20 protein-coding genes are annotated in these 18,763 nt (G+C 76.3%); 3 read left to right on the top strand and 17 right to left on the bottom strand.

Going from position 1 to position 18,763, the window contains the following annotated elements; genetic code table 11:
- Positions 1–110 precede the first annotated feature (110 nt).
- From tsaE to AB7J25_RS14065, 7 genes are read right to left on the bottom strand one after another with little or no spacing between them, the layout of a single operon-like run.
- Positions 111–587 carry a tRNA (adenosine(37)-N6)-threonylcarbamoyltransferase complex ATPase subunit type 1 TsaE gene (tsaE, locus tag AB7J25_RS14095; RefSeq protein ID WP_428508987.1) on the bottom strand — a complete coding sequence of 159 codons (477 nt, stop codon included), beginning with the start codon at positions 585–587 and terminating at the stop codon, positions 111–113.
- Positions 584–1,687, bottom strand: a complete 1,104-nt coding sequence (locus AB7J25_RS14090; RefSeq protein ID WP_428508985.1) for an alpha/beta fold hydrolase — start codon at positions 1,685–1,687, stop codon at positions 584–586. Before AB7J25_RS14090 ends, tsaE begins: the two co-directional genes overlap by 4 nt.
- Positions 1,684–2,832 carry an alanine racemase gene (gene alr, locus AB7J25_RS14085; protein ID WP_428508983.1) on the bottom strand — a complete coding sequence of 383 codons (1,149 nt, stop codon included), beginning with the start codon at positions 2,830–2,832 and terminating at the stop codon, positions 1,684–1,686. Before alr ends, AB7J25_RS14090 begins: the two co-directional genes overlap by 4 nt.
- A gap of 35 nt (positions 2,833–2,867) precedes the next feature.
- Positions 2,868–3,260, bottom strand: coding sequence for a type II toxin-antitoxin system VapC family toxin (locus AB7J25_RS14080; protein WP_428508981.1), 393 nt, complete (start codon positions 3,258–3,260; stop codon positions 2,868–2,870).
- Positions 3,257–3,481: a type II toxin-antitoxin system Phd/YefM family antitoxin gene (locus tag AB7J25_RS14075; protein WP_428508979.1), complete on the bottom strand. Its 225-nt coding sequence runs from the start codon at positions 3,479–3,481 to the stop codon at positions 3,257–3,259. Before AB7J25_RS14075 ends, AB7J25_RS14080 begins: the two co-directional genes overlap by 4 nt.
- A 9-nt stretch (positions 3,482–3,490) precedes the next feature.
- The gene (locus AB7J25_RS14070; RefSeq protein WP_428508977.1) at positions 3,491–5,116 is read right to left on the bottom strand and encodes a bifunctional ADP-dependent NAD(P)H-hydrate dehydratase/NAD(P)H-hydrate epimerase; all 1,626 of its coding nucleotides are present in this window, start codon (positions 5,114–5,116) and stop codon (positions 3,491–3,493) included.
- Between the two features lie 33 nt (positions 5,117–5,149).
- Positions 5,150–5,614: a winged helix-turn-helix transcriptional regulator gene (locus AB7J25_RS14065; protein ID WP_428508975.1), complete on the bottom strand. Its 465-nt coding sequence runs from the start codon at positions 5,612–5,614 to the stop codon at positions 5,150–5,152.
- A 61-nt stretch (positions 5,615–5,675) separates the two neighbouring features.
- Here AB7J25_RS14065 and AB7J25_RS14060 point away from each other — a divergent pair, with 61 nt between their 5' ends.
- Entirely contained in the window at positions 5,676–6,179 is a 504-nt protein-coding gene (locus AB7J25_RS14060) for a PaaI family thioesterase (protein ID WP_428508973.1), read from the top strand.
- Positions 6,180–6,184: 5 nt separating this feature from the next.
- Here the strand turns inward: AB7J25_RS14060 and AB7J25_RS14055 are convergent, their stop codons facing one another.
- Positions 6,185–6,514, bottom strand: a complete 330-nt coding sequence (locus AB7J25_RS14055; protein WP_428508971.1) for a DUF4333 domain-containing protein — start codon at positions 6,512–6,514, stop codon at positions 6,185–6,187.
- Between the two features lie 112 nt (positions 6,515–6,626).
- Between AB7J25_RS14055 and AB7J25_RS14050 the strand changes: the two genes are divergently transcribed.
- Entirely contained in the window at positions 6,627–7,472 is an 846-nt protein-coding gene (locus AB7J25_RS14050; RefSeq protein WP_428508969.1) for a dienelactone hydrolase family protein, read from the top strand.
- 192 nt (positions 7,473–7,664) lie between these two features.
- Here AB7J25_RS14050 and AB7J25_RS14045 read toward each other — a convergent pair whose 3' ends face one another.
- The 9 genes from AB7J25_RS14045 to eccCa form a co-directional block, all read right to left on the bottom strand.
- Complete coding sequence (locus AB7J25_RS14045) at positions 7,665–8,003, bottom strand: hypothetical protein (protein WP_428508967.1); 339 nt, start codon at positions 8,001–8,003, stop codon at positions 7,665–7,667.
- Positions 8,000–8,275 (bottom strand): hypothetical protein, encoded by a 276-nt coding sequence (locus tag AB7J25_RS14040; protein ID WP_428508966.1) that lies wholly within the window; start codon positions 8,273–8,275, stop codon positions 8,000–8,002. Before AB7J25_RS14040 ends, AB7J25_RS14045 begins: the two co-directional genes overlap by 4 nt.
- A gap of 171 nt (positions 8,276–8,446) precedes the next feature.
- Positions 8,447–9,784: a phosphoglucosamine mutase gene (gene glmM / locus AB7J25_RS14035; protein WP_428508964.1), complete on the bottom strand. Its 1,338-nt coding sequence runs from the start codon at positions 9,782–9,784 to the stop codon at positions 8,447–8,449.
- Positions 9,785–9,786: 2 nt separating this feature from the next.
- Positions 9,787–10,212 carry a 30S ribosomal protein S9 gene (gene rpsI / locus AB7J25_RS14030; protein WP_428509013.1) on the bottom strand — a complete coding sequence of 142 codons (426 nt, stop codon included), beginning with the start codon at positions 10,210–10,212 and terminating at the stop codon, positions 9,787–9,789.
- A 194-nt stretch (positions 10,213–10,406) separates the two neighbouring features.
- Complete coding sequence (gene rplM / locus AB7J25_RS14025; protein ID WP_428508962.1) at positions 10,407–10,850, bottom strand: 50S ribosomal protein L13; 444 nt, start codon at positions 10,848–10,850, stop codon at positions 10,407–10,409.
- A 251-nt stretch (positions 10,851–11,101) separates the two neighbouring features.
- Positions 11,102–11,389: a WXG100 family type VII secretion target gene (locus AB7J25_RS14020; RefSeq protein ID WP_428508960.1), complete on the bottom strand. Its 288-nt coding sequence runs from the start codon at positions 11,387–11,389 to the stop codon at positions 11,102–11,104.
- 30 nt (positions 11,390–11,419) lie between these two features.
- Positions 11,420–11,728 carry a WXG100 family type VII secretion target gene (locus tag AB7J25_RS14015; RefSeq protein WP_428508958.1) on the bottom strand — a complete coding sequence of 103 codons (309 nt, stop codon included), beginning with the start codon at positions 11,726–11,728 and terminating at the stop codon, positions 11,420–11,422.
- 108 nt (positions 11,729–11,836) lie between these two features.
- Positions 11,837–13,294 carry a type VII secretion-associated protein gene (locus AB7J25_RS14010; RefSeq protein ID WP_428509011.1) on the bottom strand — a complete coding sequence of 486 codons (1,458 nt, stop codon included), beginning with the start codon at positions 13,292–13,294 and terminating at the stop codon, positions 11,837–11,839.
- Between the two features lie 5 nt (positions 13,295–13,299).
- On the bottom strand, positions 13,300–17,079 hold the full coding sequence (eccCa, locus tag AB7J25_RS14005; protein ID WP_428508956.1) for a type VII secretion protein EccCa: 3,780 nt from the start codon (positions 17,077–17,079) through the stop codon (positions 13,300–13,302).
- 116 nt (positions 17,080–17,195) lie between these two features.
- Here eccCa and AB7J25_RS14000 point away from each other — a divergent pair, with 116 nt between their 5' ends.
- Positions 17,196–18,740 (top strand): EsaB/YukD family protein, encoded by a 1,545-nt coding sequence (locus AB7J25_RS14000; protein WP_428508954.1) that lies wholly within the window; start codon positions 17,196–17,198, stop codon positions 18,738–18,740.
- Positions 18,741–18,763: the final 23 nt, after the last annotated feature.

Below are 18,763 nucleotides of genomic sequence, written 5' to 3'. Positions count from 1 at the left end.
CCACCACCCTGCGACGCGCACCACCACCCTGCGAGGCTGCGCGCTGCCCCCGACCGGCCGCCGCGGCGGCCGCGGCGTTCCGAGGGCCCGGCTCCGGTGGCGCGCAGGGCTCAGCCCCGCACGCGCTCCACGGTGGCGACCCGGACGTCGTCGGGCCGCCGCTCCAGCCGCACGAGCACGTGCTCGGCCGACAGCCGCTCGGCCACGCCCTCCCCCCACTCCACGGCGACGACGGCGCCGGTGAGCGGGGTGTCGAGATCGAGGTCGTCCAGCTCGTCCGCGATGGCCGCGCCACCGCCCGTCCCCGAGGCGATCCCGAGCCGGTACGCGTCCACGTGCACCAGCGGCACCCCCCGCGACCCGGGGGCGGGCCGGTGCTCGCGGGCGATGACGAACGTCGGGGACGTCACCGCGCCGGTCACGCCCAGGCCCCGGGCGAGCCCGCGCACGAAGACCGTCTTGCCCGCGCCGAGCGGCCCGGAGAGGACCACGAGATCGCCCGCCGTGAGCGTGGCGCCCAGCCGCGCGCCCAGCTCCTCGGTGTCCTCCGGGGTCGGCAGCTCTGCCGCCGAGTCGAACCCGCTCACGCCCGCCTCCGCCATCGCCGCACGATCGACCCCGTCCGCCTTCCGCTGCGTCGCAAGAGCTCCACCAGCGCCTCGTCCACGTCGGCCGGGCGCTCCAGCATCGGCATGTGTCCGACCCCAGGCACCCGCACGAGCCGCGCCCGCGGCAGCTCGGCCGCGATCACCTCGCTGTGCGAGAACGGGATGACGCGATCCGCGTCACCCGCGATCACCACCACCTCGCAGCTCGCCAGCGCGGGCAACGCCGCGACGCGGTCGTGGCTGCCGACGGCGTCGACGAAGTCCGTGAGCGCGTCCACGGCGTTCGCGCTGATCATCGTGTCGACGAGGTCGACCAGCCAGCCGTCGACCGTGCGGTCGCCGTAGGCGTAGCTGCGGGTGATCACCCAGATGATGTCGCTCAGGCCCCGGCGCACGAACTCCACCAGCGACGGCTGCACGCGGGCCAGCAGGCCCACCCCGCGCAACAGCGGGTTGCGGTGCGACAGCAGCGCCTTCTGCAGCCCGCCGCCGATCACCTCGCCCGCCGACGTCGCCACCAGCGCCACCCCGACGACCCGGTCGGTGAACAGCTCCGGCCGCTGCTCGGCCAGCGCCATGATCGTCATACCGCCCATGGAATGGCCCACCAGCACCAGCGGGCCCTCCGGTGCGAGGGCGCGGACCACGGCGTCCAGGTCGCGGCCGAGCTGGTCGATCGTGCAGCTCTCGCGGGGGGCACGTTCGGAGCGTCCGTGGCTGCGCTGGTCGTAGAGCACCTGGCGGACCGGCAGCTCTGCCAGGTCCGCGAGCAGCGTGCGCTGGAAGTGCCAGGTGCGCCGGTCCAGCGCGAACCCGTGCACCAGCACGACCGTGACCACCGGGCGGCGCCCGCCAGCGGGCGCGATCTCCTCGCAGGCGAGGCGGACCCCGTCGTCCGCGGTGACCGAGGACTGCTCGCCCGGCGGCTGCGTGCCCGGCTCCTCGCCGCCCAGGGTGAGCTCGGTGGCCAGCCTGCGGCGCTCCGAGACGATCTTGCCCTGATGGTGGGCCGCCGCCCCGGCGGCGACGCCCACGGCGCCCGCCACGCCGGCGACCACCCCCCAGAGGAGGCGGTTCACGGCGACCCCAGAACGGTGCGGTGCACCCGCCGCCCGTGCACCCCGGTGACCACCTCGTAGTGGATCGTGCCGAGCTCGTCCGCCCACTCCTGGGCGGTGGGCTCGCCGTGCTCGCCCGTGCCGAACAGCAGCGCCACGTCGCCCGGGCGCACCTCGTCGCCGCCGTCCCCGCAGTCCACGACCACCTGGTCCATGCACACCCGGCCGACCACCGGCCGCGACCGGCCCGCGAGCCACACGCGCATCCGGCCCCGCGCGGCGAGTCGACGCGGGACGCCGTCCGCGTATCCCACCGGGAGCAGCGCGAGCGTGCGCTCGGTGGGCGTGGTCCACTCGTGGCCGTACGACACGCCCTCGCCCTCGGGGACCCGCTTGACCAGCGCCACCCGCGTGCGGAACGTCATCGCCGGGCGCAACGGCGTCTCGGTGACCGGGCGGGCCAGCGGATCGAGCCCGTAGACGGCGATACCCGGGCGGACCAGGTCGAAGTGCAGGTCCGGGCGGGTGAGCGTGGCCGCGGAGTTCGCGAGATGGCGCATCGGCGAGAGCCCGCGCTCGCGGGCGGCCTGCCAGGCGGCGTCGAGCCGGGCCGCCTGGACGTCCAGGGTGGGGTGGTGCGGCGCGTCGGCGTGCGCGAGGTGCGACCACACGGCGACGACCTCGGCCGACCCGTCCGCGGCCGCCTTCGCGGCGTCGTCCAGCAGCGCCGGGAGGTCGCCGGGCTGTGCGCCGTTGCGCGAGAGCCCCGTGTCGACCTTGATGTGCAGCCGCGCCGGACGGCCCGCCGCGCCCGCCCCGGCCAGGACGGCGGTGAGGTGCGCGCGCGAGGACACCGACAGGTCGACCCCGGCGGCCACCGCGGGCGCGAAGTCCTCGCCCGGCAGGTGCAGCCACGACAGCACGGGCGCGGTGATCCCCGCCTCGCGCAGGTCCAGCGCCTCGTCGAGCGTGCAGACGCCGAGCCAGGAGGCGCCCGACGCGAGCGCGGCCCGCGCCACGGGGACGGCGCCGTGGCCGTAGCCGTCCGCCTTCACCACGGCCATCACCGCGGCGCCGGAGGCCGCCTCGGCGAGCACCGCGACGTTGTGCCGGACGGCCGCGAGGTCGACGACCGCCTCAGCAGCCGGTTCGGTCATGGCCGCCATCATGGCATCCGGCACCGACACGCCGCGGTGACCGGTCAGACGGCGGCGAGGGTCTCCACGTCGTACCTCGGGATGTTGCGGTCCGCCGTGACGATCGGCACACCTTCCACCCGGGCCTGGGCGATCAGGAGCCGGTCGAAGGGGTCGCTGTGGTGCGGCGGCAGGTCGGCGACCCCGACGACGTGCTCGTACGTGATCGGCACCGGCCGCACGCCGAACCCGTCACGCACCGCTCGTGTCCAGTCACGAGGATGATGCGCCAGTTCGAGCTTGCCGATCCGCCACTTGATCGCCACCTCCCAGGGGACGACGGCGGAGAGCAGCATGACCGTCTCGTCCGCTTCGAGCAGCTCCACGACCTCGGGCCGCAGCAGCGCGGGATCGTCGGAGAGCATCAGCACGACGTTGGTGTCGAGGAGCAGTCTCATGTGAGGTACGGCCCGAACTCCTCGGGGATCTCGTCGAAGTCGTCGGCCATGCGCACCGTGCCCTTGGCGAAACCGAAGTTCGGCTTCTTCTTGCGCTGCGCGGGCACCAGCCTCACCAGCGGCTCACCCGACCGGGTGATGATGATCTCCTCGCCCGCGAGCGCCCGCTCCAGCAGCTTCGAGAAGTGCGTCTTCGCCTCGTGGACGCCGAACTCCGCCATGGACTTAGTCTAGCGCTTAGTCCATGTTGTCACGTCGTGGACGGGGTGGACGCCGTCGGCCCGGCGGACCCGGCGGATCGCCGCCGGGATCGCGTGCTGGATCGCCGACGCCGGGGCGGGCGCACCGTCGGCGGCGAGGGCGGCCGCCACCCCGTGCAGGTAGGTCGCGCAGCCACCCGCCCACCACGGGCCAAGCCCGGCCGCGAGCAGTGCGCCGACGATCCCCGACAGCACGTCCCCCGAACCCGCCGTCGCGGCCCAGGACGTCGCGGACGGGTGGACGAGCGCCCGCCCGTCCGGGTCCGCGACGACGGTGGCGTTGCCCTTGAGGAGCACGGTCACCCCCAGCTGCGCCGCAGCGTGGCGGGCCGCCGCGATCCGGTCCGGCCCGACCTCCCCCGCGACCCGCGCGAACTCCCGGTCGTGCGGCGTCAGCAGGATCTCCCGGCCCCGGATCCGCTCCCGCAGCGCGGGGTGCGTACCGAGCACCGTGATCGCGTCGGCGTCCACGCAGGCCGGGACGTCGTGCTCCAGGACGGCGGCGAGCAGGGCGGCGCCGTCGTCCCCGGTGCCCGAGCCCGGGCCGACCGTCCAGGCCTGGGTCTGGCCCGCCGCCGCGATCGAGTCCGTGGCGATGACCTCCGGCCAGGCGGCCCGCACGCCGTCCGCGGCGCTGCCCGCGAACCGCACCATGCCGCTGGTGGCGAGCACCGCCGCGCCGGTGGCGAGCACGGCGGCACCGGGGTAGGTCGCCGAGCCCGCGGCGATCCCGGTGACGCCCTGGGTGTACTTGTCGTCCGCCGGTCCCGGCACCGGCCAGCGCGCACCGACGTCCGCCGCCTCCAGGACCTCGGCATGCGGCGTCGGCAGGTGCGGCGCCAGCCCGATGTCGACCAGGTGCACCGGGCCGCAGCGCGCCGCCGCCAGCACGTGCACGGGCTTGAGCGCGCCGAACGTCACGGTCTCGGTGGCGGTCACCGCGGGCCCGTCGACGGCGCCCGTGTCGGGATCGACCCCACTGGGCAGGTCGACGGCGAGGATCGGCGCCGTCACGGCCGCGACGAGGGTGGCAGCTCGCTCGCGCAGCGGCCCGCGCCCGGAGATGCCGACGATGCCGTCGACGACGAGATCGGCGCGCCGCAGCACCCCGGCGGCCGCACCCGGGCCTCCCGCACCCGCCACGCCCGCACCCGCCACGCCCGCACCCGCCACGCCCGCGCGAACGGCACGTACTGGAGCTAGGTCTTCCCGTTCGCGCCGTTCGCGCGCCTCGCCAGGGCCACCGCCCTCGCCACGGCCACCGCCCGCACCGGGGCCGTCCGCCGCCACGACCCGACCCCCGGCCCGGCGCAGCGCAGCGAGTCCCGCGGGGTGCGCGCGCTGCGGGTCGAGGAGCACCGCCGTGACGGCGATCCCGCGGCGGCGCAGCTCGTACCCGGCCCACAGCGCGTCCCCGCCGTTGTTCCCGGCCCCGACGAGCAGCGCGACCTGCTGCCCGCCGGACCGGGCGAGCATCCGCCGCGCCCGCACCGCCAGGCCGAACGCCGCGCGCCGCATGAGCGCCCCCTCGGGCGTGCGGGCGAGCAGCACCTCCTCCGCCTCGCGCACCTGCCCGGACGTCCACACTCCACGCACCCGGCGGACGCTACCCCCCGCGCGCCGTACCGATCAGCCGACGAGCGCTCCCGGACCGGGCAGCGTCCGCAGCCTGGTGGCCGGCTCGACGAGGTGCCCCTCGGCGCACCGCAGCTCGACGTGCACGGCAGCGCCGCAGCCGGCGTGCTCGATCGTGACGGGCGGGCCGTCGTCCCCCGCGAGATGGCGGTCGCCGAACTCCAGCATCGCGATCAGGACCGGCCGCAGGTCGCGCCCCGCCGGGGTGAGGCGGTACTCGTGGCGCTCGCGGCGGCCGGGTTCGCGGTACGGGACGCGCTCGACGAACCCCGCGGCCGTGAGCGCGGCGAGCCGGCGGGTGAGGACGTTGCGGGCGATGCGCAGGTGCCGGGCGAGATCGTCGAACCGGCGGATGCCGTTGAACAGGTCCCGCAGGACGAGCACCGTCCACGCGTCACCGACCAGCGCGGCAGTGCGGGCGATCGAGCAGCGGGTGCTCTCGAGGTCGCGCGGATCCATGCGTGCAGCCTACCCGTCGTGGGTTGCACAAAGAAACTCAGGACACGTACCGTGGCCGTCCATGACCTCGATCGACGACCGGGTGCACCGTCGCAGCCACGAATGGCGGGATCCGGCGATCACCGCCGCCGCCGCACGCGACCTCGACGGCGTGACGTTCCTGCGCCTCCTCGCCGCGGGCGAGCTGCCGCCGGCCCCGATCGCGACCACCCTCGGGATGACGCTGCTCGAGGTCGAGCCCGGCCGCGTCGTCTTCGGGCTCGATCCGGCCGACCACCACTACAACCCCATCGGCTCCGTGCACGGCGGCGTCTACGCCACCCTGCTCGACTCCGCGGCGGGCTGCGCCGTCCACAGCATGCTCCCCGCCGGGGTGGCCTACACCAGCCTCGACCTCTCGGTGAAGTTCCTGCGGCCGCTGCGCAGTGGCAGCGGCACCGTCCGGTGCGAGGGCACGGTGCTGCACCTCGGCGCCCGCACCGCCCTGGCACAAGCCCGCCTCACCGACGGCGAGGGACGGCTGTGCGCCCACGCCACCAGCAGCTGCGTGATCCTGCGGCCCTGAGACCCTCAGGTGGTGGTGGGCGTCTCGTCGACCTCGATGTCGTAGTTCGTCCGGTTGCCCTCGACGGAGCGCAGCTTGACCGTCACCCCGTAGACCTGACCGTCGTCGAGGCGCACCATGCAGCGGATCGAGCTGCCCGACCGCGTGGGCAAGGGCTCGGGGCAGCTGACGTCCGCGGCCGGGCGGCCGTCCGCGCGCAGCACCAGCTTGTGGATCTCCTGCTCGATCTGCTGGGCGGGAACCGCGTCGCGGCCGCATCCGGCGAACGCGAGCACCAGGCACAGGGCCACAGCGGTGCGGCCGATCGCTGGGCCGATCGAGCAGGTCGTCAGCATGGCAATCCTTCGTCCCGTACGCCGGACGGTTCGTCGATCGCGGTGACGTCCGGCGGTGTTACCGGCGACCACAGTAGGCGCCCCCTTCTCGGCGGGACTACGGTGCCTGGCTGTGACCAGGACGCGCGCGTCGATCCGGCCCCCCGAGGCCAGCTCCATCAAGGACGCCGTCGCAACGCTCGCGCGCCCCGGGCCTCTCGAGGTCCTCCGCGGCGATCTCGGCATCGTCGGCATCCCCGGCATCCTCTTCGCCCCCGCGGAGGGCTACGGGCTGCCCGCCGTCGCGTTCGGCCACGACTGGCTGCAGCCCGCCGATCGCTACGTCGACCTCCTGCGCCATCTCGCGTCCTGGGGCATCGTCGCCGCCGCGCCGAACAGTCACCGCGGTCTCATGCCCAGCCACCACGCCTTCGCCGCGGACCTGCGCTCCACCCTCGAGGTCTGCGCTGGTGTCCGGCTCGGCGACGGCCACATCAGCGTGGACGCCCGGCGTACCGCCCTCGCGGGCCACGGCCTGGGCGGTGGTGCCGCCCTCATGGCGGCAGCCGGGCACCCGCGGGTGGCCGCCGTGGTCACGCTCGCGCCCGCGTACACGCACCCGGGGACGCTGGACGCCGCCCGCGCCGTCACGGTGCCGACGCTGCACATCGCCGCGGGCAAGGACACCGTCACCCCGCCCGCCGGGCACGCCGAGCCCATCACCGCCGCGGCGGGCGGACCCGTCTGGCTGAGGACCATCACCAAGGCGAGCCACACGGGCTTCCTCGACGGCGTCCACTGGAGCGACCTCGTGCTCGCGGGGAAGCCCAACGCCAAGGTCCGTGCCCTCACGCGCGCGCTCGTCACCGCGTTCCTGCTCACCCACCTGTGCGGCGAGCGGCGCACCGAGGCGCTGGTCGACGGCAAGATCTCCGGCACGGTGCTGCACCACCCGGCCGCTCGGGTCGCCACAGCCTGACCGGCCGGTCCGGCCTGACCCGCGAGTTGCGCATCTCACCACCGCGAGTTGCGCATCCCGCCAGCGCGAGTTGCGCATCTCACCACCGCGAGTTCCGCATCCCGCCAGCCCGCCCGGCCTGGTGGACGTCGCGGTCGCCACCACCGGCGCAGCACGCCGGCCCGCGCACATCTCGGTCCGCCGGAGCAGCGCTCAGCCCCCGCGGACACCGCGGTCGGCGTCGCCGAGCACGGCGATCCGCATCCCCCGGCCGGCGTCCACGCGCCGCGCCGCCGTCGACCCCAGGACGGGGCCGGCACCCTCCTCACCCGGCTCCGTGCGGGCGACCTGGTCGGCCAGCTCCCGGCAGGCGACGGCCTCGCGGTCCAGCCGGCGCCGGACGAGCCCCGCCCGATCGCCCCATTCCCGGCCCTGCTCGTCCGCCCAGGACCGCTCGACGCGGTCGGCGATCCGTCCGATCTCCTCCGCGGCCCGCATCAGCCGGACGCTGCACTCCCGCAGCCATCCGACCACGTCGTCCGGATCGATCACGGCTGGTCCAGCATGCGCATGGACCGCGCGGCGTCGTGGTCGGCGACGGCGGCACCGGCGCAGTGCCGCGCCACGGCCTCCAGCAGTTCCAGCTCCGCCACGACGTGCCCGGCCACGACGCGCACCTGCTCCTGCCCGGCGGCGGCGACCGGACCCTCGCAGGGCGAGGGCCGGACGGCCAGCAGGGGCCGGAGTTCGTCGAGCACGCGAGCCACAGCCGCGGCGGCTGCGCGGATCTCGTCGGGGTCGCGGTGGACATCGGGGCGGTTCATGGCCGGATCGTGGCGCACCGGGTGCCGACCGCGGGGCGGAACGGCGGAACTCGCGCCGAATCCACCACCCACCGGCCGGGGAACCATCGACCGTGCACCCGCGCAGGACGGGGATCGACTGAGGTCACGCTCGGCGGCCGCGCGCCGACGAGCCACCGACCTCCCCGGCGGTCAGCCCGCCGCGGCGACCACCTCGGCCAACTGCAGGGCCGTCGCCTTCGCCTGCTCCGGCGTCGGCGCCTCCACCATCACCCGCACGAGCTGCTCGGTGCCCGACGGCCGCAGGAGAACCCGTCCGGTGTCGCCCAGCTCGGCCTCGGCGGCCGCCACCGCGGCCCGGACGTCCGCGGACGCCGCGACGGCCGCCTTGTCGCCGACCCGGACGTTCTCGAGCACCTGGGGCAGCGGGGTGACGATCCCGGCCAGCTCGGCCAGCGACGACCCGGTGGCCGCCATCCGCGCCATCAGGCGCAGCGCGGTGAGCAGGCCGTCCCCGGTGGTGGACAAGCTCGGCAGCACGACGTGCCCGGACTGCTCACCGCCGAGCGAGAACCCGCCCGCGCGCAGCTCCTCCAGCACGTACCGGTCCCCGACGGCGGTGGTGCGCACCGCGATCCCGGCCTCGCGCATCGCGAGATGCAGCCCCAGGTTGCTCATCACGGTGGCGACGAGGGTGTCCGCGACCAGCTCCCCGGCCTCGCGCATCGCGACGGCGAGCACGGCCATGATCTGGTCGCCGTCGACCACTGCTCCCGTGGCGTCCACGGCGAGGCAGCGGTCCGCGTCGCCGTCGTGCGCGATGCCGAGATCGGCGCCGTGGGCTCGCACGGCCGCGCACAGTGGCCCGAGGTACGTGGACCCCACTCCGTCGTTGATGTTGAGCCCGTCCGGCTCCGCGTGCAACGCGACGACCTGCGCACCGGCCCGGCGGTAAGCCTCGGGCGCGGCGGCGGACGCCGCCCCGTGTGCGCAGTCCACGACGACCGTCAGCCCGTCCAGGCGCGTCGGGACGGCGGCGAGCAGGTGGGTGACGTAGCGGTCGAGGGCGTCCGGCAGCTCGCGGACGCGGCCGACGGCTGCACCGGTCGGGCGCTCGTGAACCCCGGAGAGCCCCGCCTCGACCTCGGCCTCCAACGCGTCCTGCAGCTTGTGGCCGCCCGTCGCGAAGAGCTTGATGCCGTTGTCGGGCATCGGGTTGTGCGACGCGGAGATCATCACACCGAGATCGGCACCCAGCGCGTCCACCAGGAACGCGACGGCCGGGGTCGGCAGGACACCGGCCTGGAGCGCGTCCGCACCGGCCGAGGCCAGCCCGGCGACGACCGCCGCCTCCAGCATCTCGCCGCTGGCCCGCGGGTCGCGCCCCACGACGGCGACCGGTCGGTGCGACCGGTCGTGCGCCGCGAGGACCCGGGCCGCCGACGCCGCAAGCCCCAGGGCGAGCTCCGGGGTGAGGACCTCGCCGTTCGCGAGCCCGCGGACGCCGTCGGTGCCGAAGAGCCTGCGCACCCTCAGCGCTTGCTGTACTGCGGTGCCTTGCGGGCCTTCTTGAGGCCGTACTTCTTGCGCTCGATGACCCGCGGGTCGCGGGTGAGGAAGCCCGCCTTCTTCAGCGGCGGGCGGTCCTCCGGGTCGACCTCGATGAGCGCCCGGGCGATGGCCAGGCGCAGCGCGCCGGCCTGGCCGGACGTGCCGCCGCCGGTGAGGTTGGCGAAGATGTCGAACCGTTCGGTCTTCTCGACGGTGACCAGCGGCTCCCGGACGAGCTGCTGGTGCAGCTTGTTCGGGAAGTACTGCTCCAGCGTGCGGCCGTTCAGCGTGAACTTGCCGGTGCCCGGGAGCAGGCGCACCCGGACGACGGCCTCCTTGCGGCGGCCGACGGTCTGCACGGGGCGACCCGACAGCACGACCGGGGCGACGACCTCGATCTCGACCACGTCCTCGACCGGGGCGTCAGCCACCTCCTCGACCGAGGCGTCAGCCACCTCCTCGACCGAGGCGTCAGCCACGTCCTCAGCCGGGGCGTCAGCCACCTCCTCGACCGGGACGTCGACGGCCTCCGCGTCGGCCTCGTACTCGTACTCGGGCGTGCTCACGGGCTGTCCCTCTTCTGGCTGGGCGGTCGGCGAGGTCACTGCGCGACCTGGGTGATCTGGAACTCGACAGGCTTCTGCGCGCCGTGCGGGTGCGTGGGGCCGGCGTAGACCTTCAGCTTCTTGCCCATCGCCCGGCCGAGCCGGTTCTTCGGCAGCATCCCCTTGACGGCCTTCTCGACCAGCCGGTCCGGGTGCTTCTCGATCATCTCGCCGACGGAGCGCTGGCGCAGGCCGCCCGGGTAGCCGCTGTGGCGGTACACGAACTTGTCGGTGCGCTTGTTGCCCGACACCGCGATCTTCTCCGCGTTGACGATGACGACGAAGTCGCCGGTGTCCATGTGCGGGGCGTAGGTCGGCTTGTGCTTACCGCGCAGCAGCGTGGCCGCATGGGTGGCGAGACGGCCGAGGACGACGTCCGTGGCATCGATCACGTGCCAGGCGCGCGTGATGTCGCCGGGCTTGGGGCTGTACGTGGACACGGACCTACCTCGTCGCAATCTCGATCGGCACTCTGGCTCAGTACTGCGGCGGAGGCGAGCCCCCGGACGACACTCGCCCGGGTGATCGCTTCCGATCGTGGTGCGAAGGGTTGGGCGCCGTCCGAGAACGGGCCGACGAGCCGCGTGGGAGCGGCCGCAGGTTTCCACCCGCCGCACGTCGAGTTACGAGGGTACCCGCCGGTCCGGGCGGGGTGCACAACGCCCCCTGCTGGACCGGCGGGCACCCCGCATCACGCCCAGCGGGCCGCGTTGGCGCGCTCCACCTCCTGGTAGCTGTCGTTCGCCGCCCCCACTGCGCCGCCGATGCGGGCGAGCACCGCCGTGAGGTCCGCCGCGGCGGCGTCCCAGCGACGCTGGGCCTCGGCGTACCGCTCGGCGGCTTGCCCCTGCCACGTGGCGACGAGCGGCTGCAGGTAGCCGCGGAGATCGTCGAGCTGGCTGTTCATGCGGCCGGCGGCGCCGGCGAGGCTGGTCTGGGCGTTCGCGAGCTCGGCGAACGTCACCTTGATCGTCGACATCGGTCGGTGTCCTCTCGTCTCGAAGGAGCGTCAGCCCAGTGCGGCGGTGATCGTCGACATGCTCGCGGCCTGCGTGTCCTCCTGGGCCTGGTACACCCGTGCCGAACCCTCGATGGACTCGCCGATGTCGCGCAGCGCCTGGTTGAGCTGGGCGGCACTGGTGTCCCAGCGCGCCATCAGGCGGGTGAACTCCGTGGCGGCCGCGCCCTGCCAAGCCCCGGCCAGTGGCGCGAGCTGCCCGCGCAGGCTCGCGAGGTCGCCCTGCACGGCCTCGTCGACCGCTCTGACGTGCCGCGCGGCCTGCGCCATCTCCTCGGTCGTGGTGGTGAACTGCGACATCGCCGCTCCTTCTGCTCCGATGCCCCCGGTCGGGAACGGGCCCAACCTCGCAGGCGGGGCCTGCCCGGCACGGCGTTTCGCGACGCGAGGGTTCGCGGTCGTGAACGGTCAGCCGGTCCGCTCCCCGATCCGGGCGGACCCGACGACCGTCGTGCAGGCGCGCGCGACCGCCTCCGCGCCCGCGGGCGTGTGCCGGCACCCGATGCTGAGCTGGTCGGCGACGTCGAGCAGGACGTACCAGTCGACGGGGCCGTCCGGGCCGTGCTGGTGGTAGGTCGCGACGGGGCGGCCCGCGTACCGGCCGGATGCGACGAAGTCCGCGAGCGGCGCACCGGCGGTCGCTGCGGCGTCGAACGCGGCGCGCAGGTCCGCGAGGGCGCGCCCGGGTTCGGCGACGGGGTCGTAGCCGAGCACGGTGCGTTCGACGGTCACGACGTCCGATCCGTCCGGTGCCTCGGCAGGCGCGAGGAGGGTCCGGCGGCGTTCGGGGAGCCCGCCCGCGTGCACCCAGCCCTCGGGCAGGCGCACCGCGTATCCGTACTGGACGACGACGTCACCGGCCGGGACGCCCTGGTCGGACGGCACGGTGAGCAGTGCCACGGCCACGACCGCGGTGACGGCGGCGACGACCGCGGTCGGCCCGCGATGACGGCGGCGCGGAGGCGGAGGCAGCCAGCGCAGCAGCGGGCCCGCGGCGGGAGTCCCCACGCCCCGCGGGGACCCCGGCCACGCGCCCGCCAACCGCCGCCGTGCCGGCGCGGTTGCGCGTCCGGCGCCCGGGACGGGGACCGGGACCGGGACCGGGACCGCCCGCAACGCCCCGAGGACCGCGACGGCGTCCGGCTGGCGCGCCACCGTCACGGGCCCGATCCCGGCGGCGTCGAGCATCTCCGCCAGCAGCGGTGTCCGGGCCAACCCGCCGGTGAGCAGCACGGGCACCGGCCGCGCGCCCGCCGCCGCACCCGCCTGCGTGACCGCCGTCGCGACCACCTCGGCGAGCAACGGCCGCAGCACGGCCCGCACCTCCAGCGCGCAGAGCCGCACCGGCGAGCCCGACGGCGGGCGCACGGACACCGAGGGCAGGAGCGACAGGGACTCCCGGGCCCGCCGCGCGACGGCCACCGGCACCTCCGGCCCGCCGGGCGTGCGCAGCATCGCCGCGACCGCCTCGTCGAGCCGCGCCCCACCGGCATCGCAGCGCCGGGACGTGCAGCGGCCGTCCGCCGTGACGAGGGTCGCGGTCGACCCGGAATGACCGCCGTCCACGACGAGCCACGGGCCGGGGCCGGTCGACCGCTCCTCGCAGGACCCGGTCCCCCACACGGCCGCCCACGCGGCCTGCACCTCCCGGGCACCCGCCAGGAGCGGCCGCCCGGGGTCCGCTCCGTCGCGCACCACGACGAGACCGTCCGGCTCCTCCACGTCCGGCCCGAGCAGCTCTGCCAGCACCTCCCGCACCCGGGCACGCGTGCCCGGCCCCGGCACCTCGGCGAGCACGTACGGCTCCCCGTCGTCGACGGCCGCGATCCGCACGGCCGACGCGCCGGGCTGCACCGCGACCCGCATCCCGCTCACCGCGCCCCACCGCCGTCGTCCGGGTCGAGCCAGGCCAGCTGCACCCGCCGGGTCCCGCGGCGGCGGTCGACCAGCGTGCCCCGCCCGGGCGGCAGCGGGACGGGCTTGACGGTGCCGGCGAGCGGACCCTCGTCCGGGCTGCCGCTCATCACCAGCGTCGGCGCGGCGAGCTCGCGCAGCCGCCCGAGGACCGGGTCGAACATCGCCCGGCCCGCCCCGCCGCTGCGCCGGGCGACCACCACGTGCAGGCCGACGTCCTTGGCCTGCGCGAGCAGCTCCACGACCGGAAGCAACGGATGCGCGGCGGCGGCACCCGCCGGGGCGACGAGGTCGTAGTCGTCGACGAGCAGGTACACGTCCGGCCCGCTCCACCAGCTGCGTTCCCGCAGCTCACGAGGGGTGACACCGGGCCCGGGTAGACGCTTGCGCAACGACGTGGCGAGGTCGCGGGCGGCGGCGGCCGTGGCCTCAGGGGTGCTCGCGAACCCGATCAGGTGGGACTCGGGGACGGCGCCGAGCAGCCCGCGGCGGTGGTCGACGACGACCACGCGCGCCTCCTCGGCAGAGAACCGCTCAACGATCCCGCGGGCGACCAGCCGCAGGAGCGTCGTCTTGCCGCACTCGGCGTCGGCGTAGCAGACGAGGTGGGGCTCGGCGGGGTCGAGCTCGACGAGGCCGAGCCGCTCCTCGTCCAGGCCCAGCGGGATGCCGGAGCCCGCCGGCAGCGCGTCCGGGGCGACCCGTTCCGGCAGCAGCCGCACGGGGTCGAGCCCGGACCCGGCCCGCTCGGCGAGGCTCGCGACGAGCATGGCGGTGTCCGCGCCGGTGGTGCGCGGTGCTGCGAGGACCATCGGTGCGCCGTCGCAGGCCAGCCCGTGCCCGGGGCGGGCCGGCACGGCGGCGGCGCGGCGGCGGTCGACCTCGGACTCGGCGGGCTCCCCGAGCCGCAGCTCGACGCGGCTGCCGAGGAGGTCCTTGAGCGCCGGCCGCAGGTCGGTCCACCGGTTCGCCGAGAGCAGCAGGTGCACCCCGTAGGACAGCCCCTTCGCGGCCAGCGGCAGCAGCCGCGCCTCGACGTCCTCGAACTCGGCCCGCAGCACCGGGTGACCGTCGACGACGAGCAGCAGGTCCGTGCACGGCTCGTCGGCGAACGCCCCGGCGGCCCGCCGGGCGCGGAACTCCTCGACCGACGCCACCCCGGCGTCGCGGAACAGCCGCTCGCGGCGGTCCACGGCCGCCGTGACCTCTGCGACGACGCGCCGGACGAGCTCGGGCTCCTGGCGGTCCGCCACGGTGCCGACGTGCGGCAGGCCCGCGAGCCCGCGCAGCACGCCGCCACCGAGGTCCAGCACGTGCGCGCCCACCTCGGCGGGATCGTGGGTGAGCGCGAGGCCGAGCAGCACCGTCGCGAGCGCCGTCGAACGTCCCGAACGCGGGCCGCCGACGACGGCGAGGTGGCCGGCCGCCCCGGAGAGGTCCAGCGCGAGCGGGTCGTGGCGTTGCAGGTAGGGGCGGTCGACGAGCCCGACGGCGACGCGCAGGCCACCCCCGCCGGCGGCCGGCAGGGTGTCCAGCGCGGGGGGCTCGTCGAGCGGCGGCAGCCACACGCGGTGCGCGGGTGGCCCGCCCGCGAGCGCCCCGCCGAGGACCTCCAGCACGGACGGCCCGGCGGCCCGCCCGTCCGGGGTCTCCTCGGGCAACGGCACGGGAGCCGCCGTGAACAGATGTGCCCTGCGACGACCCGGCGGGCCGGGGAGGTCGGCGCCCGCGGCCCCCGACACGTACGCCGCCCGGAAGCGCACCAGCTCGTCCGTGCCGGTGGCGAGGAACGCCGCCCCCGGCATCGGCGGCAGGTGGTGGGCGTCCGGCACCCCGAGGACGGCGCGCGACTCCGCGGCGGAGAACGTCCGCAGCGCGATCCGGTAGGACAGGTGCGACTCGAGCCCCCGCAGCCGCCCCTCGTCCAGCCGCTGGGAGGCCAGCAGCAGGTGCAGGCCGAGCGAGCGGCCCAGCCGCCCGACGGTGACCAGGAGATCGACCATCTCGGGCCGCTGCGCGAGCAGCTCGGAGAACTCGTCGACGACGACGAGCAGCGCGGGCAGGGGCGGCAGGTCGGGGCGCTGCGCGCGGGCGGCGGCGTACTCGGCGACCCCGGTGAGGTTGCCCGCGGCCCGCAGCAGTTCCTGGCGGCGGGTGATCTCGCCCGCGAGGGCGTCGCCCATGCGGTCGACGAGGGTGAGCTCCTCGGCGAGATTCGTGATCACCGCGGAGACGTGCGGCAGCCCGGCGAGGCCGAGGAACGTGGCACCGCCCTTGAAGTCGACGAGCACGAGGTTGAGCTCGTCGGAGGCGTGGGTGGCGGCGAGACCGAGCACGAGCGTCCTGAGCAGCTCGGACTTCCCGCTGCCGGTGGCGCCGACGCAGAGCCCGTGCGGCCCGCTGCCGCCGTGGGCGGACTCCTTGAGGTCCAGCAGGACGGGGGCACCGTGCTCGTCCACGCCGACGGGCACGCGCAGCCGGTCCGCGGGCACCCGGCGGGCGCGCAACCCCGCGACGTCCGTGCCCTCCAGGCCGAGCAGCGACGGCAGCCCCCGCTCCCGCGGTGCCTCGGCGGTCGGGTCCACCCCCTCCGGCTGCAGCCGGGCCAGCCGCCGCGCGAGGGCGAGCGCCTCCGCCGCCGTCATCGCGTCCGGGCGCCCGAGCCACGTTCCACCCGCGCGCTCCAGCCGCCCCGCCCCGACCGTCACGCGCACCACCGACGCCGCGGGCCGCCGCCCCACCGGCGTACCGACGCGCAGCACCGAGATCCCCGCCGCCGACGCCCACGGGCCGGGTCCGTCGGCCACCCCGTCGACCACGATCAGCAGGTGCGTGGCCGCGCGCCCACCGGCCCACCACCGGCGCAGCTCGTCGGGATCGCAGGTGATCATCCGTACCGGGCCGAGGGTGTCGCGGCGGTCGGGGTGCGCGGCGTGCGGCAGCCACTTCACCCAGTCCCAGTCCGCCATGCGGTCCGGGGATGCCAGCACGCAGACGAGCGCGTCGTCCGGACCGTGCCAGAGCACGTACTGGGCCACGGCGGCGCGGGCGCTCCCCCGCACCGCCTCCGGATCGCCCTCCTCCAGCCAGACCGTGACCCCGCCGATCCCACCGCGCAGGGAGAGCGCCACCGGGAGGTCCTCGACAACCCCGTTGCGCACCAGGAAGCGCCGCAGCGCCCGGGCCGTCACCGGCTCCACACCCTCCACGGGCCCGGTCTGCGGCGCCACGAGCTCCACCGCCAGCCGCTGCGGGCCCCGCGCGATGCGGACGTGCCCGAAGTCCGGGTCGTCCGCCCGGCGCTCCCACACCCGGCCCGCGGCGAGCACCGCGGGCCACGCCGCCGGGTCGGGATGGACGGCGTCCAGCGCGGCCCGCTGCTCGCTCGCCACCGCCCGCACCCGCCTGCGCTGGACGGCGAGGTAGCGCAGGTAGTCGCGCCGGTCCTCGTCGAGCCCGGCCCGCCGACCCCCGCCGCCGCGTCCGGCGCCGGAGAGCAGCATCCCGAGCGTCGAGAGCGCGAACATGCCCCCGAACAGCCATGACGTCGGGTTCGACGGACCGAGGACGGCCACGAACCCCAGCGAGCCCGCGATCATCACCACCGGCAGCAGCCGCTGCACGAGCCCGGTCGGCACCACCCGCTCCGGCTCCGGGGGTGGTTCCAGCTGGAGCCGACCCGACGGTGGGCGCGGCACGGCCCGCGGCGGCCTCGCGACGACGACGGTGCGCGGCATCTGCTCCCCCCGACTTTCACCAAAGCGGCCCACGGAGCGGGTCGCGGCGGCGAGAGTAGGCAGCCGACGCGCCCCGCCGGGGCCGAATGGCGAGATCCACCTCCCAGGAGCGAACGATGCGTGCGGCCCTCGACCGGCGGGCGTTCTGCCGGGTCACCCTGATCACCCCGCGCCACCGCGTGGACGTCGCGCTGCCCGCGGACCTCCCGCTGGCCGAGCTCGTGCCGATGGTGCGCGAGCTCCTCGGCACGCCGCACGGCCCGGCCGGATGGCGGTTCAGCCGGGTCACCGGCGCCCCGCTCCCGCCGTCGACGACCCTGGACGCGCTCGGCGTGCCGGACGGCGAGCTGCTGCGGCTGGGCCCGCACGTCCCGGCACCGGCGGCGCCGGTGGTCGACGACCCGGTCGAGGCCGTCGCCGCCCGCGCCGGATCCGGCGGCGCGGCGGGGCCGCGGGTGCGGGCCGCCGCGGCGCTGGCGGCGTCCGTGCTGGCTGCGACCCTGCTGTGCCTCGCGGCGCGGGATGCCGAGGGGACATCGGTGCTGCTGGCGCTCCTGCCGGCGGTCGGTGCGGTGGTGGCGTGCCTGGCGGCCGCATCGGCCGCCGCCAGGGTCGCCGACGCGCGGGCACGGCGGGCCGCCTCCGGCACGGACCCGGCCGGGCGGCCGGTGGAACGCGACGGCGGTCCGCCCCCCGGTGCCGGCGCCGTGCGGGGCCGCAACGGGCACGACCCCGCCCTCGCGCACGGTGCGGCCTCCGCCGGCCTGCCCGGACCCGCGGGCGACGACGGTGCGGGCGAACGCGCCGGATTCGCCGCCGCAGCAGCCGCGACGTGCGCGGTGCCGTTCGCCGCGGCAGCAGGCTGGATCGCGGTGCCCGGCCCGCCCGGCGCCGGGCAGCTCCTGGTCGCGGCCGCCGCCGTGGGCACGGTCGCGGCGGTCGGGCAGGTCCTCGTCCGGGTGGTGGCTCCGGTGCTGGTCGGGGCGGTGGCGACGGCGGCGGCGCTGGCCGGGCTCGCGGTGGTGCGCCTGTGGTTCGAGGTGGGGCCCGCCGCGCTCGCCGCGGGTGCGGCCGCGCTCGCGCTGGCCGCGGGCCCCGCGCTGCCACGGGCCGCGCTGCGGCTCGCCGGCCTGCCCCGGCCCACCGTGGCGACGGATGCCGCGGAGCTCGTCACCGAGGACCGCCTGGACCGGCTGTCCGCCCCCGAGCTCGCCGATCGCACCGATCTCGCCCGGGGCTTCCTCGCCGGTCTCGCCGGTGCGTGCGCGGCGGTGGCCGCCGGGGCCGCCGTCCCGATCGCGGCCGCGCCCGGCTGGTCCGGGCCCGTCACGGCGCTGGTCGTCCTGGCGGTCGTGGGCCTGCGGGTTCGCGGGTTCGCCGACGTCGTGTCGGCCCGGGCGTGCCTCGTCGCCGCGCTCGCGGGGGCCGTGGGCGTCGCGACCGTCCTCGCCGTCGACGGCGGGACGGTGGTCCGGCTGCTCGTCGCCGCCGTCCTCACCACCGCGGCGACGGCTGCGGTCGTCCTGACCGGCCGGGAGGAGCCGGTCGGGGGTCCTGGGATGCGCCGGGCCGTCGACCTCCTGGAGAGCACGCTCCTCGCCGCGTCCGTGCCACTGGCGCTGGCGGTGATGGACGTCTACGCGCTGGTCCGGGCGCTGTGACGGCCCGCAGGGCCCGCCGGAGG

Origin of the sequence: Pseudonocardia sp., from assembly GCF_050246655.1 — a bacterium.
Lineage (GTDB): Bacteria > Actinomycetota > Actinomycetes > Mycobacteriales > Pseudonocardiaceae > Pseudonocardia.
The sequence above is the reverse complement of the archived record's forward strand: the minus strand, read 5'-3'. Positions and strand labels throughout refer to the sequence as shown.